The following is a 24,362-nucleotide window of genomic DNA, read 5'->3' on the forward strand; positions in this document are numbered from 1 at the left end:
GATGAAAAAACGTAACCTGCCACCGTTGAATGCATTGCGGCTGTTCGAAACGGCCGCGCACGCCAACAGCCTGAGTGACGCGGCTGAGGAATTAGGGATGACTCACGGTGCCGTTAGCCGCCAGATCAAATTGCTTGAAGCGTGGCTGGGACAACCGTTATTTGAACGTCAGGGACAGCGCAGCGTGGCGGCGGAACATGCCCGGGCTTTTGCCGCAGAGATCAGCACCGCTTTTGACATCATCAGCGATGCTGCGGTGCGCTTTGGCAAAACACCCAACACCCGCACGATACGCGTCAATGCGCAAACCACCTTTGCGATGCACTGGTTGATCCCGCGCCTGCCGGCATTCCACCGCCAATATCCTGACATTGAAATCTCGGTATCCACCTCAAACAGTTCGGAGGTGAAAGGGCTATCTGGCTTTGACGTATTGATTCGCCGGGATGCGCTGAACAAACCTGAATGGCGTTACTTTGAGAAGAAAGCGTTATTTGAGGAAAAGCTCACCCTGATTGCCGCGCCGAAACTGTTAGCCACAAAAGCGCTGAACACCCCTGCAGACCTGGCGACCCACGTTGTCGTGTTATCCAGTACGCGGTCAGGTGAGTGGGAACGGTGGATGAAGCAGGCTGGCGTCGGGGAGGTGCGCCCGGAACGTTTTCAGCGATTCGAACACAATTATATTAGTCTGCAGGCGATTATTGATGGCGTCGGTGTGGGTATCGGTGGAATACAAATGCTGGGACATGATCTGCAGGGCAACCGGCTTGTCACCCCGTTAGCTGTTGAGGCGAAGGGAAGCCGCTACGTGGCGTTAATTGCGCCTGACGTGGATAAATCATCGTCGCTAAACCGCTTTGTCGCATGGCTGGAACGGGAAGCATGCGGTTAATACCCGCCTGGTCGCTGCCAGAGGGGTATGTCGGGGCTTTTCGGCAGGCACTACGGTGCGGACTCCACCACTTCCTGGCGCGGACGGAACACATGATCGCTGCCCTGCGCCAGCAAACGCTGCAGCAGCTGCTGGCCGCCGCGATCGTCCGCCTGGGCAAACAGCCGCTCGGCTTCGGTGATCGGCGTCGCCCACAGCAGATTTGGCCGATCGCCGTCGCGCTTCGGCAGCCGCAGCTGTGCACTTTCGCCCGCCAGCCCGTTGGCCAGCAGGAAGCTTTCAAAGCCGACCGGCGCAACTTCCGACGCCAGCGTGTGCCCTTCGCCAATCCACGTCAGCCGCGCCCACGGCAGATGAGCAAACTCCGCCAGCGCGCTGGCCATCTGTACCGCGTTGGCCTCGGTCATCACTTCGCCATCCACCGCCATCGCCAGCTCTACACGCCGGTACTGCGGTGCCAGCTCGTCAAACAGGTAATCCACCTGCGGCATCGGCCGGATACTCATGCCGAGCGTGAAGAAATACCACACGCCGTTATGCCAGTGCTGCGAAATCGCCATCGGCGGCCAGTTGCCCTGATCGATGGCGTAATATTTTACCGACTCACCAAACTGCGCCTGGTAACGCTGCAGCAGCTCGCTCTGCACGCGATCCCACTGCTGGCCATCGTGCCAGTCACGCCAGAAATGACGCTGCTGTTCGGCGCGCGCGTAGTAATCGTTGGTGGAGGCTGAACCGAGCGGCGCGGTGAGACGGTTCTCTTTGATGCAGCCCGCCGAGAAGCTGACCTGCTTGTCCTGATACAGGCTCCAGCCGGGGATCACCGCCAGCAGCTGGCCGTAATACCACAGCGCGGCACCGTCGTCGCTGGGCTCCCACAGAATCTGCAGGCCGGCCGGATCGAGCATCGGCTCCGCTTCCAGCGTGCGGCAATAGCTGGCGCTGAGCAGCGGCGCAATACCCTGCTCCATCGCTTCGCGATCTTCCTGCGCCGGTGCCGGCAGCAGATTGCGCAACCAGCAGCCGCGCACGGCGTACTGACTGCGGAACAGGTCGTTCGGCCAGATATAAAAATAGGCGGTACGCGCATCCTGTTCAACGATGGCGGTTAAAGTGTGTTGCTGATTCGGCACCTCAGCAATCAGAGGTTGGTGTGTCATAACGCCTCGACAATGCCTGGAGGGATCCATTTTCCCCGAGAATAGAGCAGGATCGGCACTCGCGCCATGTGACACAAGGGTAAAACTCTCAAAGTGCGCCAGGCCATCGTTCAGCCCGGCTTAAGAATGGCGGGGGCAGCGGCGGCGAAGCTTCAGATTTTTTTGCGATTCTTTTACCGCTTCGCATGCTATTGTCAGCGCACTCTTCTGTTGCGGAGCTGTCGTCATGGTGCTGCAAACCCTCGATCTCAATCTGCGCGAAATCGTGATTCTCGCCCTGCTGCTGTGGCTGTTTGTCCGCTATACGTGGGTGATGGCAGCCCTGACGCTGATCGTCGGTGCCATCGCGCTGCTGGTGCTGCTACCGCTGGATATCTACTACACGCTGGTGCCGCTGGCGCTACTGGGCGTTGGCCTGGGCATGCTGCTGCATCACTATCAGCAGCGCCAGCTCCTGCTGAAACGCGAGGCGCGCACGCCGCGTAGCTACACCAGCAAGCAGGATGAATTTCACCTGTAACGCGGATCGCGCCCCATGCGCTGCATGGCACGCGCCCAGGCGCCACGCTGGATTGACCAGCGCAACAGGGCGGCAATCAACGCGATCTGCTTATCAATCCGCCATTGCGTCACTGGCCCGATCGGCTGTTGCATCAGCTGTTGCGCCCAGTCGGGCAGCAGACCACAGCCAGCCCGCAGCATGACGCGCATTGCCGGTTTCGCCTGCCAGCTGGGTGCCGGCGCGTTAAGCAGCAGCTGCATCACTTCGCGAGTGCGCGCATCGTAAACCAGCTCTGCCCGCATCGCCTGTAAATAGCCCTCAACCGCCTCTACGCTTTTCGGCACCTGCTGCGCACCAAGCGCTTCCGCCACCCGCGCCGCTTCGGCGTAATAACGATCGCGATCGGCGAGGCTGAGCTGCGGATTTTTGTAGCGCAGATGCGCGGCCAGGAAGCGGCTGGTTTCTGCAACGTGCACCCAGGTGAGCAGATGCGGATCGCTGGCGGCATAAGGTTTGCCGGTGTTATCGATGCCGGTGACGCGCAGATGGATGCGTTTGACCCGCTCAATCAGGGTATGCGCATCGGCGGTGTTGCCGAAGGTGGTGACGGCGATGAACTGACTGGTGCGCCGCAGCCGGCCAAGCATGTCCTGGCGGAAACTGGAGTGATCCCACACGCCCGCCAGCGCCGCCGGATGCAGCATCTGTAGCATCAGCGCGCTGATGCCGCCGCACAGCATCGCGGGAAAGTCGCCGTGCACCTGCCAGATGATGTGGTCTGGACCGAACAGGCCGGGATCGCCCGGCGGTTGAGAGATGTCAAATTCGTTGAGCGACAGGCCGTTAAGGCGAAAGACTTGCTGTTCGATGCGGTGGCGGAGATTCATTTGTTCGTTCTTGCGCTAATGACCTTTTCCCTCACCCCAGCCCTCTCCCGCGCGCGGGAGAGGGGGCAGTCCGCTGAAGCGGGCAGGTCAGAGGATAATATCCGCTAAAAGTCGGTTTGATCGGTTCCCTCTCCCGCCGGGAGAGGGTTAGGGTGAGGGAAACCAGGATAACAAACCCTCAATTACAAATAATCGAACTGCGCATCCTGGGTTCTGACTGAATCCAGACCGATCATCACGTTGAATTTGCCCGGCTCGGCGACGTGCTGCATCTTCTGATTCCAGAACTTCAGCGCATCGACATCAATCTTAAAGCGCACGGTCTGCGACTCGCCGGCCTTCAGCATAATGCGCTGGAAGCCGCGCAGCTCCTGCACCGGACGGCTGATACTGGCGACCGGATCGTTCAGGTACAGCTGCACCACCGTGGCACCATCGCGTTTGCCGGTATTCGTCACCGTCACGCTGGCTTCCACCGTGCCGTTACGCGGCATGGTCGGGGCAGACATCTTCACCGGCGACACGCTGAACCGGGTATAGCTCAAACCGTAACCAAACGGATAGAGCGGACCGTTGACCGCGTCGTAGTAGTGCGAGGTGTACTTGTTCGGCTTCTCGAAATTGTACGGACGGCCGGTTGGCAAATGATTGTAATAAATCGGAATCTGACCGACCGAGCGCGGGAATGACACCGGCAGTTTGCCCGATGGGTTGTAATCACCGAACAGCACATCGGCGATGGCGTTACCGCCCTCGGTACCGCTGAACCAGGTCTCCAGCATCGCATCCGCCATGCGGTCCTCATTCACCAGCGCCAGCGGACGGCCATTCATCAGCACAATCACCAGCGGTTTCCCGGTGGCTTTCAGGGCCGCCAGCAGCTTCTGCTGGCTCGGCGGGATCACCAGGTCGCTGCGGCTCGACGCTTCATGCGCCATACCCTGCGCCTCGCCCACTGCCGCCACTACCACGTCCGCTTTTTTCGCCTGTGCGACCGCTTCGTCAATCAATTGTTGTGGCGAACGGGCATCGACGCTGACCGCCTGCTCATACAGGTTGAGGAAGTTCTGGATACCTTTGTTATCGGAAATATTGGCTCCTTTGGCATACAGCACGGTGCCTTTGCCGGCCATGGCGCTGCGCATGCCCTGCAGCAGCGAGACAGATTGCTTCGCCACGCCCGCAGCCGACCAGCTGCCCATGATATCGCGCTGGCTATCGGCCAGCGGTCCCACCAGCGCCACGGTCGCTTCTTTCTTCAGCGGCAGGGTTTCATGCCAGTTTTTCAGCAGCACCATACTGCGGCGCGCCACGTCGCGCGCTTCCGCCCGGTGCAGGCGGCTTTCCGCATTGGTGTCCTGCGGATCGCTGCCTTTCGGACCGAGATGGCTGTACGGGTCGTTGAACAGGCCCATGTCATATTTAACGTTGAGCACATGACGGGCCGCATCGTCGATTTCCGCCATGCTCACCGCGCCGCTTTTCACCAGCCCCGGCAGGTATTTGCTGTAATACTCGTCGCTCATACTCATGTCGATGCCGGATTTCAGCGCAATGCGCACGGCATCCTGCGGATCGCTGGCGACGCCGTGTTTGATTAACTCTTTGATGGCACCGTGATCGCTGATGGTGATGCCTTTGAATTTCCAGTCGTGGCGCAGAATATCTTTCAGCAGCCAGCTGTCGGCGGTGGCCGGCGTGCCGTTCAGCGAGTTGAGCGCCACCATCACGCCGCCGCTGCCGGCATCCAGCGAAGCTTTATACGGCGGCAGATAATCCTGGAACAGGCGCTGCGGGCTCATATCGACGGTGTTGTAATCACGACCGCCTTCCACTGCGCCGTAAGCTGCAAAGTGCTTAACGCTGGTCATGATGGCGTAGCGGTCGGCGGCGCTCTTGCCCTGCATGGCTTTGACCATCGCACTGCCCATCTGCGAGGTGAGATAGGTATCCTCGCCAAATCCTTCAGAGCCGCGGCCCCAGCGCGGTTCGCGCGACACATCCACCATCGGCGCCCAGGTCATGTTGAGGCCGTCGTCTGCCGCTTCATAGGCGGAGATGCGTCCCACTTCGCTAACGGCTTGCAGATCCCAGCTGGCGGCGAGGCCGAGCGGAATCGGGAAAATGGTGCGCTGGCCGTGCACCACGTCATAAGCAAAGAACAGCGGCACCTTCAGGCGGCTGAGCTGCATGACCTGATCCTGCATGGCGCGGATATCCGGACGCGTTACCGTATTGAAAATCGCCCCGACCTGGCCGTGCTGAATCATGTCGCGAATCGCCTCTTTTGGCGTATCCGGACCGACGCTGATCAGGCGCATTTGCCCGATCTTTTCATCCAGCGTCATTTTGCTCAGCAGCTGATTAACAAAGGCGTCACGCGCCTGTTCCGTCATTGGATGGGGGCCGAACAGATCGTCCGCAAACGCGGGTTGCACGGCAAGGGAAACAGCGAGGCTAACAGAGTAAATCCATTTCATCAGGTCGGGTTCTCTTAAGTAACTGCGCAATATCGAAATAACCGGGGCAGTGTGCCACAAGATGAGGATAGCAGGTAGCCGCCATTGTCACACTGCGCCCCCGTGGCCGACGCGTGCTACAGTAGAAACGCCACGTTAACGACAAGGAAGGCTAATGAATAACAACACCTCACACCCTGCCCTGCTGTCCGAGCTGCGCCGTCTGGTCGGCGCATCACAGCTGCTGACCGACGCGGAGCAAACCGCGCGCTATCGTAAGGGTTTCCGTTCCGGCGAGGGCGATGCGCTGGCGGTGGTTTTCCCCGGCTCACTGCTGGAGCTATGGCGCGTGCTGCAGGCGCTGGTTCAGGCCGATGCCATCGTGCTGATGCAGGCCGCCAATACCGGTCTGACCGAAGGTTCAACGCCCAACGGCAACGATTACGATCGCCCGGTGGTGATCATCAGTACCCTGCGTCTCGACAAACTGCAGCTGATCGACGGCGGCAGGCAGATTCTCGCCTTCCCCGGCAGCACGCTGTATCAGCTGGAGAAAACCCTTAAACCGCTCGGGCGCGAGCCGCACTCGGTGATTGGCTCTTCGTGCATCGGCGCCTCGGTGCTGGGCGGCATCTGCAATAACTCCGGCGGCTCGCTGATCAAACGCGGCCCGGCCTACAGCGAAATGGCGCTGTTTGCGCAGGTGGACGCCGACGGCAAGCTCCGGCTGGTCAACCATCTGGGCATCGACCTCGGTCATTCGCCGGAAGAGATTCTCGGCCGGCTGGACGACGAGCGCTGGCAGCCGGATGATGTGCGCTGGGATGCGCGCCACGCGTCCGACCACGAATACGCCGAGCGGGTGCGGGACATTCATGCCGATACGCCGGCGCGTTTCAACGCCGACCAGCGGCGCCTGTTTGAGGCGTCAGGCTGCGCCGGCAAACTGGCGGTGTTTGCCGTGCGGCTCGACACCTTCCCCACCGAGCCGAAGCAGCAGGTGTTTTACATTGGCACCAACGACCCGGCGACGCTCGGCGAGCTGCGTCGCCACATGCTGGCGGAGTTTACCCATTTACCGGTCGCCGGTGAGTACATGCACCGCGATATTTTCGACATCGCCGAGGTCTACGGCAAAGACACCTTTGTGATGATTGATAAACTCGGCACCGACAAGATGCCGCTGTTTTTCACCCTCAAAGGCCGGGTTGATGCCTGGCTCAGCAAGCTGAGCTTCGTTAAGCCGCACCTGACCGATCGCCTGCTGCAACGCATCAGCCGCTGGTTCCCGGCGCACCTGCCGAAGCGCCTGAAGCAGTATCGTGACAAATACGAGCACCACCTGATGCTGAAGATGTCCGGCGACGGCGTGGCCGAAGCGCAGGCGTATCTGCAGGAGTATTTCCGCGAAGGCGGCGGTGAGTTCTTTGCCTGCGACGCCAAAGAGGGCGCGCACGCCTTTCTGCATCGTTTTGCCGCAGCCGGTGCCGCCGTGCGTTATCACGCAGTGCACGCTGACGAAGTGGAGGATATTCTGGCGCTGGACATTGCGCTGCGCCGCAACGATCAGGAGTGGTTTGAGCGCCTGCCGCCGGAGTTTGATAACGATCTGATTCATCGCCTTTACTACGGCCACTTCTTCTGCCACGTGTTTCATCAGGATTACATTGTGAAGAAAGGCGTAGATGCCCATGCGCTGAAGGAGAAGATGCTGGCGATCCTCGCGGCGCGCGGCGCGGAGTATCCGGCAGAGCATAACGTTGGCCATCTGTATGCGGCCAAACCGCAGCTGCAGGCGTTTTATCGCCAGCTCGATCCGACCAATACCTTTAACCCGGGCATCGGGAAAACCAGTAAGCAAAAAGGCTGGGCGGTGAAAGCCTGAGTCAGATCTGCCGGACCCGTAGCGGCGCGATTTATCGCGCGGGTTTGCTGCATCAGAGGCAAACCTTAGCGCAATGAATTGCGCCGCTACGGTCTCATGCCATTATGGCAACGCTTCACCTTCATTCTGCGTCGCCGGCAGCGCGCGGCGTTCGATAATCATGGTCTGCGGCGTCGACAGCACGATGCCCTCTTTGCGCAGGCGCGTCAGGATATCGAACAGCAGATCGCTTTTCGCACCGGAAATCTGGCGCTGGCTGGCGACGTTGCCGGTCACGCTCAGCACAATACCCGCCGGCGTCAAATCTTTAAACGAAACCGACGGCTCCGGCGTTTCGAGAATACGCTCGTTCTCGCGATACACGTCCAGCAACAGTTCGCGCACCTGCACCGGATCGATATCCAGCGGGAAGGTCAGCTGAATCGTCACCACGCCCTGCGCATTGCCCATGGTGGCGTTACGCACGTTCTGCGAAATCAGCTGCGAGTTCGGCACAATCACCGTAGATTTATCGCCCAGCTGAATCTCAGTCGCACGCACGTTAATACGGCGAATATCCCCTTCGATACCGCTGATGCTCACCAGATCGCCGACCTTCACCGGACGCTCGGTCAGCAGGATCAGACCGGAGATAAAGTTCTTCACAATCTCCTGTAAGCCGAAACCGATACCCACCGACAGGGCGCTGACGATCCATGCCAGCTTGTTCCACTGCAGCCCCATAATCGACAGCGTCAGCAGGATCACCAGCACGTAGCCGATATTGCTGAACAGCGTCACCAGCGACACGCGCATGCCGATATCCATGGTGGTCTTCGGCAGGAACTCTTTGTCCAGCCAGCGCCGCACCGAGCGCAGCACGTAGATACCCACCACCAGACACAGAATGGCGTTCACCATGTGCGCCGGCACAATGTTGAGCGACTCCAGCCCTTTGCCACCCCAGAACTCAATGACTTTCTGGATCAGCTCAATCGGCGTGGACGAGGCAAACGTGCCGTTGAGCAGCGCCAGCGCAACAAATGCCACCAGCAGAGTTTTACCCACGGCGCTGAGCAGCGTTGCGGCCTGCTGCAGGTAGCGCTCGTCAATATTCAGCGAGGTCTGCAACCGCTTGCCGGTCGCGTTGTTGGTGGAGAACAGGCTTTCACAACCGTCGTTGATCAGATGACTGAGGAAGTAGAACGAGCCAAACAGGATGCCGCACCAGATCACTTCATAGCTGAGGAAGCGCGCCAGCGTGACGTAGCCGACAATCAGCGAAACCAGAATCGCCACGGCGGTGACCGTCAGCGCCAGCTGCACCAGGCCGACGACTGTGGGACGCGCTTCCGGCGGATTGCCGGCCTGCGCCATGCGACGACGCACGCGATTGGTGCGCATGCTGATCGCCAGCCCGGTGCTGCCAATCAGCAGCGCCGTCAGGCCGTTAGCAAAAATGGTGGTGTTCAGGCTGGTGCCGACCGTGTAGTTAAACGACTCGGCGGTCTGGAAGATAAACACCAGCGCGGCGGTAATCGGCGGGAACGGCTTCAGCGCCAGCGCCACTTCACTGGAGATGCTCGGCAGACGCCAGCTCGGGCGGCGCGTTGACAGAAATGCGCGGCCGAGACCGGCGATCAGTCCGCAGTAAACGCTGAGCTGCACCAGACGGCTGATAAAATCCTGCACGTCACTGGACACTTCATCGCGGCGCACAAACGCCAGCGAGAGAAAATTAAAGGTCAGCACCACGGCCGCCAGCGTGGTCAGCGCAATCGCCGCCGCGAGGAAGCTGCGGCGCAGCCGCCCTTCCGGCAGTTTGTGAATGCTGACCCACGCCAGAAACTCTTCGCTGTAACGCCGGCCCAGCGTCATCACCAGCAGCGCCGCCAGCAGCCAGCCGACCGTGCCCACGCGCCAGCCCGGCTCCCACGACAGCGCGGCGGTATCCTGCAGCTCGCTGATAAAGTCGCCAATTTTTTCGCCATCCAGGTCCTGACGGCTGAACAGCGGTGACCAGAAGCGTGGCCCTAAAATACTGCCGGAGTTGAGCGCCAGCTGGCTTTTCAGCTGATCGCGCCGCAGGTTGACGATCTGCGAGGATAGCACCAGCGCCCCGTTTTTGATGCCGTCGGCCTGCTTGATCTGATCATCCAGTTTGCCCTTCTGATTCTCCAGCGCGGCGCGTTTGCGCGTCACTTCCGGCGTCTCTTTCACGCCGCTGTCCGCCTTCGGCGCCGGGCCGAGCACCGCCAGCTGCGCATCCAGCTGCTGACGCTGCGGAATCAGCGCCTGGCCGAGGGTTTCCGCATTACCTGACAGCTCCAGCGCCATCTCATTGAGCTGGTTGAGCTGGTTTTCATTGGTATCGCCAGACACCTGGCCCTTAATTTTGTCGAGGATCTTCTGCATCTTCGGCAGTTCTACCGCCGGATTGATCTTCGGTGCCGCGTCTTCTTCCTGCTGCGCGGGCGCGGCGTTGTCATCCGCATAGCTGAGCGCCGGCGTGAATAACACCAGTAGCAGCAGGAACGGGGTAAACAGAGAACGAAACTTGAACATATGAGTGAGATTCCAGCGCAATAACAGCCTATAAACGCAAGGTTGACCGTGAATGGTCGCCAGTGTAGGACTTTGCCGTCAGGGAAACTATAGGAATGGTGGCGTAAAACATTGGTGCTAACGATAAGAAATTTTGTTCATTTAAGCGCCGTTGACCGTCAGCCACGCGCCACCACGACACACGGCGCACTCCCTTGCGCCGCTACGCTGAGTAACAGGTTGCGTTACTCCACGTCCGCACTGCTGGCAAGCTGCGACGCTTTCTGCTTTTTGTACGCCAGCGCGGCCGCCGGCACCGGCGCCGCCTTGCCGGTTTCCAGCCAGTCGCGCAGGCGGTTGGCATCGGCAAAGTGGGTATATTTGCCAAACGCATCCAGCACCACCAGCGCTACCGGGCGGTTATTAATCATGGTACGCATTATCAGGCAGTGACCGGCCTCGTCGGTGTAACCGGTTTTGGTCAGTTGTATGCGCCAGTCATTTTTGTACACCAGGTGGTTAGTATTGCGGAACGGCAGCGCGTAGCTGGGGTGTTTAAACACCGCCGTCTCCTCTTTGGTGGTGCTCAGCTGACCAATCAGCGGATACTGGCGCGTGGCCTTGAGCAGCTTCACCAGATCTTCCGCACTGGAAACGTTATGCAGCGACAAACCGGTCGGCTCTACGTAGTGGGTGTGCGTCATGCCGAGCGCGCGCGCTTTGGCGTTCATAGCGCGGATAAAGGCGTCGTAACCGCCGGGATAGTGATGCGCCAGGCTGGCCGCCGCGCGGTTTTCCGAGGACATCAGCGCCAGCAGCAGCATGTTGCGGCGGCTGATTTCACTGTTGAGCTTCACGCGCGAGAATACGCCGCGCATTTCGGGCGTCTGGCTGATATCCACAGACAGCATTTCGTCCATCGGCAGCCGGGCATCCAGCACCACCATCGCAGTCATCACTTTGGTGATCGACGCGATAGGCCGCACCCGATCCGGATGGCTGGAAAACAGCACTTTGTTATTATCGAGATCGACAATCAGCGCGCTGCCGGAGGCGATTTGCGGCTGGGCAATCGGCGCCAGATCGGCCAGTTTTGCTGCGGCGGCGAGCGCCGGAGTCATCGCAGCTGGCGCGGCGACAAACAGCGCCAGCGACAGCAAAGAAATACGCATTTTTACAGACATCGTGTCAAAAAAATCCGGTGAGGAGGTTTGCGCTGTGTCGAAACACAGGCCGCCGGCGTCAGGCCTGATGCGACGCGGGCTGGCTGCGCTATCATACGCGCTCGTCTGCGAAATTTCTTAGGGAGATTGTTTCCGGGCGTTAAAAAAAAGGCGGGCATGACAAACGCTGCCAGGCGCAGCGGGATCAGTCAGGTCGCCATGGCTGACGACCTGACCTTTATCACGGTCAGAACAAGCGTGGCCCGTAACCCCACAGAATCACCGTCAGCGCCAGCAGCACCTCGAACACCAGCACGCCAATCGCCAGCGTCGAGCCGGAGAAGCGCAGGCTCTCTTCACGGTCAATATTGAGGAACACCGGGATGCCGACGTACAGCAGATAACCGGTGTACATCAGCGCTATCGCCCCGGCCAGCACGCACAGCCACACCAGCGGATAGAGCGCCACCAGCCCGCTGATAAACAGCGGCGTTGCCACATAGCCGGCAAACACGGTACAGCGCTGAATGCTGGGACGCTGCGGATAGTCGCGCGCCATCCAGTGAATGACGCGGCCCATCACCGCCACACCGCCTAAGATGATCAGGTAAAACAGAATGCCGAGACCAATACCGGTCAGCATGTTGAGTTGCACGAACTGCCCTTCGCCCAGATTCCAGCCCAGCTGCGTAGTGCCAATAAAGGCGCAGATCACCGGGATCGCCGCCATCAGCAGAACGTGATGGGTGTAATGGTGCGAAACGCTCTCGTTTTCCTGCTTGATATCACGCATCTCCTGATTGGGATGCGCCAGAAGACCCCAGACATGATTCATACAATCACTCCTCTGATGCGACGGGCTGCCCCAGCGATCAGGCTGTCCAATGCAGGCAGCTTCAGTTCAAGTATAATCGGCGCGGCTGTTTTTGCGGCCAGCGGCACAAAAAAAGCCGCAGCCAGCTAGACTGTTAGCTGTATCGCTTACCCAGGGAGGAAAAATTGCACATCGATATCAATGGATTAATCACCCAGTACGGTTACCTGGCGCTGCTGATTGGCTGCATTGCCGAAGGGGAAACCTTTACCCTGCTGGGCGGCGTCGCGGCGCACGAAGGCCTGCTGCACTTCAGCGGCGTGGTGCTGGCGGCGATGGGCGGCGGCATTATTGGCGATCAGCTGCTGTTCTGGCTTGGCCGCCGCTATGGCACGCGCATTCTGCGGCGCTTCCGCAAACATCAGGACACAATTAAAAAAGCTAACCGGCTGATTCAGAAGCACCCCAGCCTGTTTGTGATTGGCGTGCGCTTCATGTACGGCTTTCGCCTGATTGGACCGATTATTATTGGCACCAGCCGCCTTAAGCCGCTGCGCTTTTTCGTGCTTAACGTCATTGGCGCCGCGCTGTGGGCGCTGATTTTTGTCACCCTCGGCTACTTCGCCGGTGAAATTATTACGCCGTGGCTGCACAAGCTTGATCAGCACCTCAAGCACTTCATCTGGCTGGCGGCGGCAATTGTGTTCGGCATCGTGCTGCGCTTTGTGATTCGCCGCTGGAACCGCCGCCGCGCCGGTTAACTGTGGTAACCCTTGAACTGCGGGTTGGCCAGCATGAAGCCGCCGTCGACCACGAATGACTGCCCGGTGGTGTAAGTGGCCCATTCCGAGCACAGCCACGCCACCAGACTGGCGATTTCGCGCGTATCGCCAGGGCGGCCAATCGGGATTTCCGGCATGCGCCGGCTGTGCGCCTCGCTGTTGCTCATGTCGTTCATCGGCGTAGCGATGGCGCCCGGCGCCACGGCATTCACCAGAATGTGATGCGGCAGCAGGCTCAGCGCCATCGATTTGGTCAGCCCGCCAAGCGCATGCTTGGCCGCGGTATAGGCGGCGGCGTCCGGCAGCGGCGTATGCTCATGCACCGAGGTGATGTTGATGATGCGCCCGCCGTCGCCCTGATCCACCATATGACGCGCGGCAATCTGTCCGCAGACAAAGGCGCCGTCTACGTCAACGGTAAAGACTTTGCGCCAGTCCTCAAAGGTCACATCGAGAAAATCGGCTTTGGTCATCACGCCGGCATTGTTCACCAGCACATCGATGCGGCCCAGCGAGTTGATCAGCTGCGCCAGCTGCTGCCCGCCAGCCTGCGGATCGGACAGATCGAGCTGCCGCACCTGGGCCAGCTGGCCTTTGCTCTCCACCAGCCGCGCGGTCTCCTGCGCGCCCTCTTCATCCGAGCGCCAGGTAATGCCGACGGTGTAGCCGGCCTCAGCCAGCATCACGGCGCAGCTGCGTCCAATCCCCGAATCTGAAGCGGTCACTACGGCGACTTTCTGTTTGCCCAGTGTCATAACGTTCTCCTGCCTGATGGGTGTCTTCACAGTATAGAAGTTATCGTTCTGTGCCACGTCGCAGCCGATTCTGCCGTTTCGTCTATAGTTAACAATCGGATAGCGTTCAGGAGGCAGGATGAGCAAGATTAAACGCAGAATTGACGATCACGGCGTCATCGGTGATTTACGCACCTGTGCCCTGATCGCGAACGACGGCACCATTGATTATCTTTGCTGGCCCGAACTCGACAGCCCCTCCGTGTTTGCCGCCCTGCTCGACAGCGACGAAGCCGGCCTGTTTTCGCTGGCACCGCAGTGGCAAAACGCGCGCCAGCAGCAGCTCTACCTGCCCGATACCAACATTCTGCAAACCCGCTGGCTTGACGAGGCCGGCGTGGCGGAAATCACTGATTACATGCCGATCTGCGATGAGCGCAGCAAAGTGCCGCGCCTGGTGCGGCGGGTAAAAATGATCCGCGGCACCGCCACCTTTGATCTGCGCTGCGCGCCGCGCCACGACTATGCCCGTGCCGAAACGCGCACGGAGACGCGACCAGGCGGTATCGCCTTTGTCGCCGAAGGCCAGCCGTCGCTGCGCCTGAGCGCCACGGTGGTGATGACGCGCGAACCGGACAGCGCGGTGGCGCAGTTTACCCTGCAGGCCGGTGAGCACGCCGAATTTGTGTTTGGCAACGATGACGATCCGCAGGTGCAGCATATCGCGACCGAGCGCTGCTTTCGCGATACCGTGGATTACTGGCGGCGCTGGAGCAGCCACAGCTCTTATCGCGGTCGCTGGCGCGAGATGGTGACGCGCTCGGCGCTGGCGCTCAAGCTGCTCACCTCGCACCAGCACGGCTCAATTGCGGCTGCCGCCACCTTTGGCCTGCCGGAAGAGCTGGGCGGCGAGCGTAACTGGGATTACCGCGCCTCGTGGATCCGCGATGCCTCGTTCAGCATGTACGCGCTGATGCGGCTCGGCTATGTGGAAGAAGCGCGTGACTTCACCCATTGGGTCGGCCGCTGCGTTGAGCACAGCCACGACGATACGCCGCATTTGCAGGTGATGTATCGCCTCGACAGCGGCACCGAGCTGCACGAGACCGAACTGCTCAACCTCTCCGGTTACGCCAACTCGCGCCCGGTGCGCATCGGCAATGATGCCTGGCGCCAGACGCAGCTGGATATTTATGGCGAGCTGATGGATGCGGTCTACCTTGCGAACAAATACGGCGAAGCTATCTCGCAGCGCGGCTGGCGCCATGTGTCCAGCATGATTGACTACGTCTGCGTGAACTGGAACCAGCCGGACGCCGGTATCTGGGAGATGCGCGGCGAGCCGGAGCACTTTCTGCATTCGCGCCTGATGTGCTGGGTGGCGCTGGACCGCGCACTGCGGCTGGGCATGAAGCGTTCGCTGCCGATGCCGTACGATCGCTGGGACCGGGTGCGCAGCGAGATCCGCGACGACATCTGGCAGAACTTCTGGAACGACGAACTCGGCCACTTCACCGCCACGCGCGGCGGTAAATACCTGGATGCGTCGATGCTGCTGATGCCGCTGGTGCGCTTTGTCAGCTCGACCGATCCGGAGTGGATCGCCACGCTGGATGCGATTAAAACCCATCTGGTGAGCGACGGTTTAGTGCGGCGTTATAACATCAGTGAGACGCCCGCCGATGCGCTGACCGGCGGCGAGGGCGCATTTGCCGCCTGTTCGTTCTGGTATGTGGAGTGTCTGGCGCGCGCCGGGCGGGTGCATGAGGCACATTTCGAGTTTGAAAAGCTGCTGAGCTACGCCAATCCGCTGGGATTGTACGCCGAGGAGTTTACCTCGCACGGCAACGCGCTGGGCAACATGCCGCAGGCGCTGACCCATCTGGCGTTGATCAGTGCCGCGTTTTTCCTCAACCGTAAACTGAGCGGCGAAGTGACGCTGTGGCAACCGTAAGAAAATTCACATTTTGGGCGGCGTGGCAAAGAGAATAGTCTGTGAAACGCCGCGTTTTGCGTAAAGTATCTTCAACCAGCGAAAATCCTGATTCCCATCATTGCGCCTATGCACATATAATGCGCAGCGGGTTATTCTGACCCTGATGGGTTCGACACACTGACAAGCCATGAAAATGGCCATAACGACTTGTAAAAACATGAAAAAAAGCATTCGCGCGTTCGCTTCACTCGCCCTCGTACTGGCGGCGTTCAGCCAGTCGGCCTTTGCAGTCGTCTATCCGCTGCCTCCAGCGAATAGCCGCCTGATTGGCGAAAATATTGAAATCACCGTGCCAGACGACAGCAAACTGCCGCTGGAAGCGTTTGCGGCGCAGTACCAGATGGGCCTCAGCAACATGCTGGAAGCTAATCCGGGCGTGGACGTTTACCTGCCGAAAGCAGGCACTAAAATGGTGATCCCGCAGCAGCTGATTCTGCCTGACGCACCGCGTGAAGGCATCGTGATCAACAGCGCCGAGATGCGTCTCTATTACTACCCGAAAGGCACCAAAACTGTCGTGGTGCTGCCGATCGGTATCGGCGAGCTGGGTAAAGATACGCCGGTTAACTGGACCACCGCGGTTGAGCGCAAGAAGAATGGCCCGACCTGGACGCCAACCAAAGCGATGCACGCAGAGTACGCGGCGCGCGGCGAGAGCATCCCGGCCGTGTTCCCGGCAGGTCCGGATAACCCGATGGGCCTGTACGCGCTGTACATTGGCCGTCTGTATGCGATTCACGGCACCAACGCCAACTTTGGTATCGGCCTGCGCGTGAGCCACGGCTGCGTGCGTCTGCGTGCGGACGACATCAAATGGCTGTTCGACAACGTGCCAGTGGGTACGCGCGTGCAGTTCATTGACCAGCCGGTAAAAGCCACCGTTGAGCCAGACGGTTCGCGCTACATCGAGGTTCACAACCCGCTGTCGACCACCGAAGAGCAGTTTAACTCACGTGAACTGGTGCCAATCAGCCTGACGTCCGCCGTGACCAAAGTGGTGGCCGATGCCAGCACCAATCAGGATGCCGTGAACAACGCCATCCAGGCACGTACCGGTATGCCGACCAAAATCAACGGTCAGCCGGGCGAAGCCCAGCCTGCGCCGGTGATGGTGCAGGAGTCTTCTGACGCGATGCCGAAAGAAGAGCCTATGACGCCGCAGGGTGCCACCGCCGTCGCGCCGCAGGCCGATGCACAGCAGCCCGCTGAAGCCGCTCCGGTTGAGCAGGCCGCGCCGGCACAGCCTGCCAGCAACGGCAACAGCCTGTAAGGGTTCGCTGTCGATGATCAAGCCAGCCGCAGGGCTGGCTTTTTTATTGCCCGATCGCCGGGATCATTGTGCGATTGTGTCGCGGTGCAGTTGCGCGCTCAATCGTGTGGTCGGCGTAACGCCAGCCAGCCCGCCACCAGGGTAAACACCAGCACCACCAGCACTAGCAGCAGAAAGCCGTGCGGATTGTTCGCCAGCGGAATGCCGCCCACGTTCATGCCAAAAAAACCGGCTACGATATTGATGGGCAGCGCCAGCACGGTGATTGAGGTGAGCAAAAACAGCGTTCGGTTGCTCTGCTCCATCAGGCGGGCAGCGATCTCCTCCTGCAGCAGGCGAATGCGCTCCATCAGGCTGGCAAGGTCGTTAAGCGCTGCGCTGAACTCCTCGGTGAAAATCCGCAGCTCACTGAGCGGTTCCCGGTTGAGCCAGTTTGGCGGCCGGTTAAGCAGGCGAAACAGCGCGGCCGGCTCCGGCGCCAGCAGCCGCTGGACGCGCAGCAGCATGCGGCGCAGATGGCCCAGCTCGCTGCGGTTGGCTTTGATCGCCGCGCTCAGCAGCCGCTCTTCTATCGCATCCACCGCCTGGCTGGAGCGCCGCACCACCTGCTCCAGCTGCGCTTCCTGTTCGCCGAGCAGCCACAGCAGCATCGCATCCGGCGCGCTGAAGCACAGCCGATCAATCTGCTGATGCATACGTTCAATCATGCCAACCGGGCGATAGCGCGCGCTGACCATCACCTGCGGCCGGCACCAGATCCACAGCGTCGCATTTTGCGTGTTGCGCTCCTCTTTACTGAAGGTGACGTCATTCAGCACCGCCAGCAGCGCATCGTTTTGCTGTGCCAGCCGGGTGCGCGGCGAGGCTGAATGAATCTCATCGAAAAAATCGTCATCTACGCTGAAGTGGTCCTGAACCCAGCGCTCGGCGCGGGCATGATTCAGGTTAATGTGCAGCCAGAGAAAGCAGCCGTCGGGTAGGGTGTGCCGCGCCAGCTGCGCGGCCTCGCGGGCGTTGAGCCGCTGTGGCGGCGCATCCGGGTTGAACAGGTAACCGTGAATCAGTCCGGCGACTTCGTTATTGAAGTCGGGCAGCGAGGCAAGCGGCAGGACAGGCTGGAGCATAGCGGCGTGAAGATCCCAGAGCGGTCAGATCCACAGCCTGCGACAGGTCTGTTACAGCATGATGACAGCCCGCGCTGGCATCATCATTCTGTCATACAAAACCCGTATCACACTGCAGTTAACGGGTGCCATTCGTGCATCGTTAATTCACCCCGGGGGGTGTGTTATGGCTGAAAACAGTTTCCCTGCATCATCGTCCGCCCGCGGACGGCCCAATCTGCACCCGCGCAGCGGTCGCGCGTCGCGCGTGCTCTTTCTGCTGCTGCTGGTGGCCGGGCTGCTCTTTACCGGCATCAACCTGTTTAACGACGTAGAAGAGACCGGCGCGGTCGTCACCAGCTATACGCCGTTCCTGCTGCTCGGCGTGGCGCTGCTGATTGCGCTCGGCTTCGAGTTTGTTAACGGCTTCCACGATACCGCCAACGCCGTCGCCACGGTGATCTACACTCACTCGCTGTCGCCGGGCGTGGCGGTGGTGTGGTCCGGCTTGTGTAATTTCCTTGGCGTACTGCTCTCCAGCGGCGTGGTGGCGTTTGGCATTATTTCGCTGCTGCCGGTGGAGCTGATTCTGCAGGCGGGCAGCGGTCACGGTTTCGCCATGGTGTATGCGCTGCTGTGCTCGGCGATTGTCTGGAACCTTGGCACCTGGTATTTCGGCCTGCCCTCTTCCTCTTCGCACACGCTGATCGGCTCGATTATTGGCGTGGGCGTGGCGAATGCGCTGCTGCACGGCCGCAGCGGCACCAGCGGCGTCGACTGGGATCAGGCGGTTAAAGTCGGTTACGCCCTGCTGCTGTCGCCGGTGATAGGCTTCATCTGCGCCGCCGTGCTGCTGCTGGCCATGAAGGCATTGGTGCGCAATCGCCAGCTGTATCAGGCGCCGGAAGGTAATCAGCCGCCGCCAGCGTGGATTCGTGGCCTGCTGATCCTCACCTGTACCGGCGTTTCGTTTGCCCACGGCTCGAACGACGGTCAGAAAGGCATGGGGCTGATTATGCTGATCCTGGTTGGCACTATGCCGATCGCCTATGCGCTCAACCGCTCGCTGCCGCCGGAGCAAATTCCGCGCGTGGCGGCGTTAACCCAGGTGACCGAACAGCAGTTGCTAACGCTGCAGCCGCCGCCCGCCGCAATGCCGGCAGCGCGTGAGGTGCTGACGGAATATGTACGCACCAGCCAGAACCGGCCGCAGGTGCTGCCGGCGCTCGGCATGATGCTCGGCGATATCGGCGAACAGATTCGCCAGTACGGTTCGGTAGAAAATATTCCGGCGCAGGCGGTCACCAACACGCGCAACGATATGTATCTCGCCTCGGAGACCATCAAGCATCTGCAATCGGCCAACGTCGCGCTGCCGGAAGAGACGGCGCGTAACCTGACGGCGGTGAAGCACGAGCTGGACGCGGCTACGCGCTTTATCCCGATGTGGGTAAAAGTGGTAGTGGCGATTGCGCTGGGTCTCGGCACCATGGTCGGCTGGCGCCGGATTGTGGTTACGGTGGGTGAGCGCATCGGCAAAACCCATCTCACCTATGCGCAGGGTGCCAGTGCGGAGCTGGTGGCGATGGCTACTATCGGCGCAGCCGATGCCTTTGGTTTGCCGGTGTCGACCACCCATGTGCTGTCGTCCGGCGTGGCCGGTACCATGGCGGCCAACCGATCCGGCCTGCAGCTCGCCACCCTGCGCAACCTGGCGCTGGCGTGGGTGCTGACGCTGCCGGTATCGGTGCTGCTGTCAGGGCTGCTGTATGCGCTGTTTATTCATCTGGCCTGATAGGCTCTGAAGACTGCTGGTGCAGGCGCAGCGTAATCAGGAACGCGCCCAGCACCATCAGTGCTGCCGCCAGATACACCGACTGCATGCCCCAGTGGCCGATTAACAGCCCCGCCACTGGTCCGGTTAACCCCAGCCCCAAATCGAGAAACGCCGAATAGGTACCGAGCGCCGATCCCTGATCCTGCTGCTGTACCCGCTTCACCGCTTCCACGCCCAGCGCCGGGAACACCAGCGAGAAACCGCCGCCGGTGAGGAAGGCGCCAATATCCACCAGCCAGCTGCTGTCCGCCTGCCAGATCAGCAGCAGACCGGCACCCTCCAGCACGAAGGAGATCAGCGAAACCTGCAGCCCGCCGAAGCGCGTGATATAGCGCCCGCACGCCAGCCGCACCAGCACGAAGCCGAGGCTGAACAGCGTCAGGGCGAACGCCGCGCCGCTCCAGTCGCGACTGGCGAAATAAAGGGTAATGAAGGTGGAGATCACGCCAAAGCCGATGGTGCCAAATCCCAGCGCCAGGCCAAACAGCCAGACGCGGCTGACCACGCGATGAAACGGAATGCGCACGCCGGCGCTGACGCTGACCGCCGGCTTGCCGGAGGCCATCCAGAAGCCGATCGCCCCCATCAGCGCGACCAGACCGGCAAAGCCGCTGATGCCAAAAATCTGATTCAGCAGCACGCCCAGCGGCGCACCAATCGCCATGGCAAAATAAGTCGCCACGCCGTTCCACGAAATGACCCGCGCGGTTTGCCGCGGGCCGACAATGTTCATGCCCCACAGCGTCGAGCCGGTACTGCTGAAACTTTCCCCAACGCCGAGAAACAGCCGCCCCAGCGCCAGCAGCGTCAGACTCAGCAGCGGCGCACCGCTGCACAGCGCGGCAATGATCGACAGCACGCCGCTCATGCCGCAGCACACCAGCCCCATCATCACCACGCGTTTCGGGCCGTAGCGATCGGCCAGCCGGCCAGAGTGCGGGCGACTGAGCAGCGTGGCGAAATATTGCAGACTGATGATCAGCCCGGCGATAAACGAGCTGAAGCCCAGCTGGTTATGCACAAACCCCGGCAGCACCGCCAGCGGCAACCCGACGGACAGGTAGCAAAAGAAGGTGAAAACGATGACGGAGAGGATGCGTTTATTTAACTGAGCATTACTCATTACAGCGGCGTCAGACATGGAAGATGGCGTCAGAAACGTGGTGAAAGCGAAGATTCACTATACCGGTTAGCAGACTAAGGATCGCGGCTTTTTTTGTTATAAAACATGGCGGCAGCGCACGCTTTCACCGGGTGATCGCTGGCTTGCCCGTTAAAGCGGCGGACCTGACGGTTCAGGTACCACCGCTCAGGTTCAGATGCAGGACACCTGGGCCATGCGTGCGGCATGGCGTTCGATGGCGCTGGCGATCTCGGCGGAGACACGCAGCGTGCGGATCTCGCTGAACAGGCCGTCGGCCTCATGGTAGGCTTTGCGCAGATAGCCCAGCCACTGCTTGATGCGCGCCACGTGATAATTGCCGGTATCACCCTGCTTTTCCAGCTGGGTGTAGCGCAGCAGCAGCTCAACCACCTGCGACCACGGCATCGGGGCTTCGTTGTATTTCACCACGCGCCCCAGGTTAGGCACATTGAGCGCGCCGCGCCCGAGCATGACCGCGTCGCAGCCGGTAATGCGCAGGCAATCCTGCGCATCCTGCCAGTTCCAGATTTCGCCGTTGGCGATCACCGGAATTGTCAGACGCTGGCGAATCTCACCAATCGCCTGCCAGTTGATGCTCTCTGCGCGATAGCCGTCCTCTTTGGTCCGGCCATGCACCACCAGCTCGCTGGCACCGGCCTGCTGCACCGCATCGGCGATCTCGAAACGCCGCGCGCCCGAATCCCAGCCGAGCCGCACTTTCACCGTGACCGGCAGATGAGCGGGCACCGCCTCGCGCATCGCTTTGGCACCGCGATAGATCAGCTCCGGATCTTTCAGCAGCGTCGCACCGCCGCCGCTGCCGTTCACCAGCTTCGACGGGCAGCCGCAGTTGAGGTCAACGCCCCACGAACCCAGCTCCACCGCGCGTGCAGCGTTTTCTGCCAGCCACTCAGGATACTGGCCCAGCAGCTGCATGCGCACGCGCGTGCCGGAGGGCGTCCGGCTGTGATGGTGCAGTTCCGGACACAAACGGTAGAAGGATTTTACCGGCAGCAGCTGATCAACCACGCGTAAAAACTCAGTGACGCACAGGTCATAGTCATTCACACCGGAGAGCAGTTCACGTACCAGCGAATCCAGTACGCCTTCCATAGGCGCCAGTAAAACCCGCATACCGTTACGCGTTCCCGTTGCTCTTCGCTGCCGGACGACGTGAGCGCGCCGGTTTACCCGCGTTGCCTGCCGCCGGGCCGTTGTTGCCCGGACGACGCGGTGCACGCGCCTCGCCCTGTGGACGCGCGCCGCCGTTACCGGCGCTGGCACGCTGACCATTGCCGCCGCTGCGGCTGCGCGGTGCGTCAGCACCCTGCCCCGGCGCGCGGCCCTGGCCACGTCCGCGTGGCTGCTGCTGACGGCCATTCTGAATCGGCTCCGCCTTGATGCTCGGATCCGGCTCAAAGCCCGGCAGCGCAATGCGCGGAATTTCCCGCTTCAGCAGGCGCTCGATATCACGCAGCAGCTTGTGCTCGTCCACGCACACCAGCGACAGCGCAGCACCGGTGGCCGCGGCACGACCGGTACGGCCAATGCGGTGCACGTAATCTTCTGCCACGTTCGGCAGCTCGTAATTGACCACGTGCGGCAGCTCTTCGATATCCAGACCGCGCGCGGCAATATCCGTCGCCACCAGCACGCGAATGCCGCCGGTTTTGAAGTCGGCCAGCGCACGGGTACGCGCGCCCTGACTCTTGTTGCCGTGGATCGCGGCGGCAGTGATGCCATCTTTATTGAGCTGCTCAGCGAGGTGGTTAGCACCGTGCTTGGTGCGGGTGAATACCAGCACCTGCTGCCAGTTGTCGCGACCAATCATCAGCGACAGCAGTTCCCGTTTGCGCTTCTTATCGACAAAATGCACCTGCTGCGACACCTGCTCGGAAGCGGTGTTGCGGCGTGCCACTTCTACCTGTTCCGGGTTGGTGAGCAGCTTTTCCGCCAGCGCTTTGATCTCGTCCGAGAAGGTGGCAGAGAACAGCAGGTTCTGCCGTTTGGCCGGCAGTTTTGCCAGCACGCGGCGAATGTCGTGGATGAAGCCCATGTCGAGCATACGATCCGCTTCGTCCAGCACCAGGATTTCCACCTGGGACAGATCGACCGCGTTCTGGTGCGCCAGATCGAGCAAACGCCCCGGCGTGGCGATCAGTACATCGACGCCGCCGCGCAGTTTCATCATCTGCGGATTAATGCTGACGCCGCCGAACACCACCAGCGAACGCATATTGAGGTACTGGCTGTATTCACGTACGTTTTCGCCAACCTGCGCTGCCAGTTCACGGGTTGGAGTGAGGATCAGCGCACGTACCGGACGGCGACCGCGCGCCGCTGCCGGTTTTTCTGACAGACGCTGCAGCAGAGGCAGCGTGAAACCGGCGGTTTTACCCGTGCCGGTCTGGGCGCTCGCCAGCAGGTCACGACCGGCCAGCACCACGGGAATCGCCTGACGCTGGATTGGCGTCGGTTCACGGTAGCCCTGTTCTGCTACCGCACGCAAAATATCGGCATTCAAGCCGAGAGAGTCAAAAGACATGCAGGTGTATTACTCCGAACCGCCCTGATCGCGCTGCGCGATGTAGTTTTCAGGGGGGATATGACGCAGCCTCAAGGCCTGCGTGTGAAAAGGGCACAAACTACCATGCGTAAGTGCGGCAGTGTAGCAGCTTTCCGTAAGAACCGCGACCAGCAAAACGTGAGGGTGATGGGCCGCTGCGCGGTAGCGCATAAAAAAGGAGCCGCAGTGGGCTCCTCTTTTCTTGCTGGCACGTCCGCTTAGCTGCGTTTTTTCTGCACGCGCTGCGGTGGCTCTTTGGCCAGCAGCGACACCAGCGCCGGGCCCACCAGCATTACCACGCCCAGACAACCAATCAGCAGATTGTTGTGGATGAAGCGTGAAATCAGGAACAGCGTCAGCATCGCCGCGCCGAAGTAGTATGTCGTCGTCACTTCTTCCAGAGAGTCACCAAAGCGGCGCAAACGGGCACTACGCTGCAGGGCCAGCATGGTGATGAACACCAGCGCATAAGCTGCCACCAGGGTACTGCTCACTTCGACCAGTGCCTTATGTTTCCAGCCCCACACCAGCGCCGCGATCACCAGCAGGTGGGTCGCAATATGCAGGCAGGTTTGACCGGTAACAATCTGAACACGATTAGACCATTTCATTCTCTTCTCCTGGCAGACCCAACAGGTCGCC

At 60.6% G+C, this 24,362-nt stretch carries 19 protein-coding genes; 7 read left to right on the forward strand and 12 right to left on the reverse strand.

All coding sequences use genetic code 11. The features are described from left to right. The first annotated feature begins 1 nt into the window (after position 1). Positions 2–895 carry a LysR substrate-binding domain-containing protein gene (locus AC6I7J_RS13330; RefSeq protein WP_498005916.1) on the forward strand — a complete coding sequence of 298 codons (894 nt, stop codon included), beginning with the start codon at positions 2–4 and terminating at the stop codon, positions 893–895. A 50-nt stretch (positions 896–945) separates the two neighbouring features. On the opposite strand, the gene AC6I7J_RS13335 is transcribed toward AC6I7J_RS13330, so the two are convergent. After that, positions 946–2,055, reverse strand: coding sequence for a suppressor of fused domain protein (locus tag AC6I7J_RS13335; RefSeq protein ID WP_058769485.1), 1,110 nt, complete (start codon positions 2,053–2,055; stop codon positions 946–948). 226 nt (positions 2,056–2,281) lie between these two features. Between AC6I7J_RS13335 and AC6I7J_RS13340 the strand changes: the two genes are divergently transcribed. Next, positions 2,282–2,575: a hypothetical protein gene (locus AC6I7J_RS13340; protein ID WP_058757834.1), complete on the forward strand. Its 294-nt coding sequence runs from the start codon at positions 2,282–2,284 to the stop codon at positions 2,573–2,575. On the opposite strand, the gene AC6I7J_RS13345 is transcribed toward AC6I7J_RS13340, so the two are convergent. Both AC6I7J_RS13345 and bglX read right to left on the reverse strand, forming a co-directional pair. After that, positions 2,566–3,444 (reverse strand): oxygenase MpaB family protein, encoded by an 879-nt coding sequence (locus tag AC6I7J_RS13345; RefSeq protein WP_498005918.1) that lies wholly within the window; start codon positions 3,442–3,444, stop codon positions 2,566–2,568. The genes AC6I7J_RS13340 and AC6I7J_RS13345 overlap by 10 nt on opposite strands. 182 nt (positions 3,445–3,626) lie before the next feature. Next, complete coding sequence (gene bglX / locus AC6I7J_RS13350) at positions 3,627–5,924, reverse strand: beta-glucosidase BglX (RefSeq protein WP_498005920.1); 2,298 nt, start codon at positions 5,922–5,924, stop codon at positions 3,627–3,629. A 154-nt stretch (positions 5,925–6,078) separates the two neighbouring features. Between bglX and dld the strand changes: the two genes are divergently transcribed. Continuing rightward, positions 6,079–7,788 (forward strand): D-lactate dehydrogenase, encoded by a 1,710-nt coding sequence (dld, locus tag AC6I7J_RS13355; protein WP_058781288.1) that lies wholly within the window; start codon positions 6,079–6,081, stop codon positions 7,786–7,788. A 102-nt stretch (positions 7,789–7,890) separates the two neighbouring features. Here dld and AC6I7J_RS13360 read toward each other — a convergent pair whose 3' ends face one another. From AC6I7J_RS13360 to AC6I7J_RS13370, 3 genes are all read right to left on the reverse strand, one after another. Then, positions 7,891–10,332 (reverse strand): DUF3772 domain-containing protein, encoded by a 2,442-nt coding sequence (locus AC6I7J_RS13360; protein ID WP_498005922.1) that lies wholly within the window; start codon positions 10,330–10,332, stop codon positions 7,891–7,893. Positions 10,333–10,556: 224 nt separating this feature from the next. Next, on the reverse strand, positions 10,557–11,495 hold the full coding sequence (gene pbpG / locus AC6I7J_RS13365; protein ID WP_058769479.1) for a D-alanyl-D-alanine endopeptidase: 939 nt from the start codon (positions 11,493–11,495) through the stop codon (positions 10,557–10,559). A gap of 226 nt (positions 11,496–11,721) precedes the next feature. Continuing rightward, positions 11,722–12,309 (reverse strand): Yip1 family protein, encoded by a 588-nt coding sequence (locus AC6I7J_RS13370; protein WP_059011173.1) that lies wholly within the window; start codon positions 12,307–12,309, stop codon positions 11,722–11,724. A gap of 164 nt (positions 12,310–12,473) precedes the next feature. Between AC6I7J_RS13370 and AC6I7J_RS13375 the strand changes: the two genes are divergently transcribed. Beyond that, positions 12,474–13,049 (forward strand): DedA family protein, encoded by a 576-nt coding sequence (locus AC6I7J_RS13375; protein ID WP_021508476.1) that lies wholly within the window; start codon positions 12,474–12,476, stop codon positions 13,047–13,049. Here the strand turns inward: AC6I7J_RS13375 and AC6I7J_RS13380 are convergent. Further along, complete coding sequence (locus AC6I7J_RS13380) at positions 13,046–13,825, reverse strand: SDR family oxidoreductase (RefSeq protein ID WP_058757839.1); 780 nt, start codon at positions 13,823–13,825, stop codon at positions 13,046–13,048. The two genes, AC6I7J_RS13375 and AC6I7J_RS13380, sit on opposite strands and share 4 nt — an antisense overlap. A 118-nt stretch (positions 13,826–13,943) precedes the next feature. Here AC6I7J_RS13380 and AC6I7J_RS13385 point away from each other — a divergent pair, with 118 nt between their 5' ends. Both AC6I7J_RS13385 and AC6I7J_RS13390 read left to right on the forward strand, forming a co-directional pair. Next, positions 13,944–15,758, forward strand: a complete 1,815-nt coding sequence (locus AC6I7J_RS13385) for a glycoside hydrolase family 15 protein (RefSeq protein WP_021508478.1) — start codon at positions 13,944–13,946, stop codon at positions 15,756–15,758. Between the two features lie 199 nt (positions 15,759–15,957). Then, positions 15,958–17,070, forward strand: coding sequence for a L,D-transpeptidase family protein (locus AC6I7J_RS13390; protein WP_058775308.1), 1,113 nt, complete (start codon positions 15,958–15,960; stop codon positions 17,068–17,070). Positions 17,071–17,168: 98 nt separating this feature from the next. On the opposite strand, the gene AC6I7J_RS13395 is transcribed toward AC6I7J_RS13390, so the two are convergent. Continuing rightward, positions 17,169–18,194 carry a transporter gene (locus AC6I7J_RS13395; protein ID WP_498005925.1) on the reverse strand — a complete coding sequence of 342 codons (1,026 nt, stop codon included), beginning with the start codon at positions 18,192–18,194 and terminating at the stop codon, positions 17,169–17,171. A 166-nt stretch (positions 18,195–18,360) separates the two neighbouring features. Here AC6I7J_RS13395 and AC6I7J_RS13400 point away from each other — a divergent pair, with 166 nt between their 5' ends. Continuing rightward, positions 18,361–19,968, forward strand: a complete 1,608-nt coding sequence (locus tag AC6I7J_RS13400; RefSeq protein ID WP_260641227.1) for an inorganic phosphate transporter — start codon at positions 18,361–18,363, stop codon at positions 19,966–19,968. Here the strand turns inward: AC6I7J_RS13400 and AC6I7J_RS13405 are convergent. From AC6I7J_RS13405 to AC6I7J_RS13420, 4 genes are all read right to left on the reverse strand, one after another. Further along, complete coding sequence (locus tag AC6I7J_RS13405) at positions 19,952–21,151, reverse strand: MFS transporter (RefSeq protein WP_498005927.1); 1,200 nt, start codon at positions 21,149–21,151, stop codon at positions 19,952–19,954. The genes AC6I7J_RS13400 and AC6I7J_RS13405 overlap by 17 nt on opposite strands. Positions 21,152–21,325: 174 nt before the next feature. Beyond that, positions 21,326–22,288, reverse strand: a complete 963-nt coding sequence (gene dusC, locus AC6I7J_RS13410) for a tRNA dihydrouridine(16) synthase DusC (protein ID WP_264239504.1) — start codon at positions 22,286–22,288, stop codon at positions 21,326–21,328. A 4-nt stretch (positions 22,289–22,292) separates the two neighbouring features. Further along, the gene (gene rhlE, locus AC6I7J_RS13415; RefSeq protein ID WP_021508484.1) at positions 22,293–23,699 is read right to left on the reverse strand and encodes an ATP-dependent RNA helicase RhlE; all 1,407 of its coding nucleotides are present in this window, start codon (positions 23,697–23,699) and stop codon (positions 22,293–22,295) included. 239 nt (positions 23,700–23,938) lie between these two features. Further along, complete coding sequence (locus AC6I7J_RS13420) at positions 23,939–24,331, reverse strand: YbhQ family protein (protein WP_021508485.1); 393 nt, start codon at positions 24,329–24,331, stop codon at positions 23,939–23,941. Positions 24,332–24,362 lie beyond the last annotated feature (31 nt).

Source organism: Type-C symbiont of Plautia stali (assembly GCF_059730935.1).

Coding starts and splice junctions, on each gene's coding strand:
- AC6I7J_RS13405 (WP_498005927.1), bottom strand. CDS start 21,151: ATGTCTGACGCCGCTGTAATGAGTAATGCTCAGTTAAATAAACGCATC.
- AC6I7J_RS13400 (WP_260641227.1), top strand. CDS start 18,361: ATGGCTGAAAACAGTTTCCCTGCATCATCGTCCGCCCGCGGACGGCCC.
- AC6I7J_RS13380 (WP_058757839.1), bottom strand. CDS start 13,825: ATGACACTGGGCAAACAGAAAGTCGCCGTAGTGACCGCTTCAGATTCG.
- AC6I7J_RS13420 (WP_021508485.1), bottom strand. CDS start 24,331: ATGAAATGGTCTAATCGTGTTCAGATTGTTACCGGTCAAACCTGCCTG.
- dusC (WP_264239504.1), bottom strand. CDS start 22,288: ATGCGGGTTTTACTGGCGCCTATGGAAGGCGTACTGGATTCGCTGGTA.
- AC6I7J_RS13390 (WP_058775308.1), top strand. CDS start 15,958: ATGAAAAAAAGCATTCGCGCGTTCGCTTCACTCGCCCTCGTACTGGCG.
- AC6I7J_RS13340 (WP_058757834.1), top strand. CDS start 2,282: ATGGTGCTGCAAACCCTCGATCTCAATCTGCGCGAAATCGTGATTCTC.
- AC6I7J_RS13330 (WP_498005916.1), top strand. CDS start 2: ATGAAAAAACGTAACCTGCCACCGTTGAATGCATTGCGGCTGTTCGAA.
- rhlE (WP_021508484.1), bottom strand. CDS start 23,699: ATGTCTTTTGACTCTCTCGGCTTGAATGCCGATATTTTGCGTGCGGTA.
- bglX (WP_498005920.1), bottom strand. CDS start 5,924: ATGAAATGGATTTACTCTGTTAGCCTCGCTGTTTCCCTTGCCGTGCAA.
- AC6I7J_RS13360 (WP_498005922.1), bottom strand. CDS start 10,332: ATGTTCAAGTTTCGTTCTCTGTTTACCCCGTTCCTGCTGCTACTGGTG.
- AC6I7J_RS13385 (WP_021508478.1), top strand. CDS start 13,944: ATGAGCAAGATTAAACGCAGAATTGACGATCACGGCGTCATCGGTGAT.
- dld (WP_058781288.1), top strand. CDS start 6,079: ATGAATAACAACACCTCACACCCTGCCCTGCTGTCCGAGCTGCGCCGT.
- pbpG (WP_058769479.1), bottom strand. CDS start 11,495: ATGTCTGTAAAAATGCGTATTTCTTTGCTGTCGCTGGCGCTGTTTGTC.
- AC6I7J_RS13395 (WP_498005925.1), bottom strand. CDS start 18,194: ATGCTCCAGCCTGTCCTGCCGCTTGCCTCGCTGCCCGACTTCAATAAC.
- AC6I7J_RS13335 (WP_058769485.1), bottom strand. CDS start 2,055: ATGACACACCAACCTCTGATTGCTGAGGTGCCGAATCAGCAACACACT.
- AC6I7J_RS13345 (WP_498005918.1), bottom strand. CDS start 3,444: ATGAATCTCCGCCACCGCATCGAACAGCAAGTCTTTCGCCTTAACGGC.
- AC6I7J_RS13370 (WP_059011173.1), bottom strand. CDS start 12,309: ATGAATCATGTCTGGGGTCTTCTGGCGCATCCCAATCAGGAGATGCGT.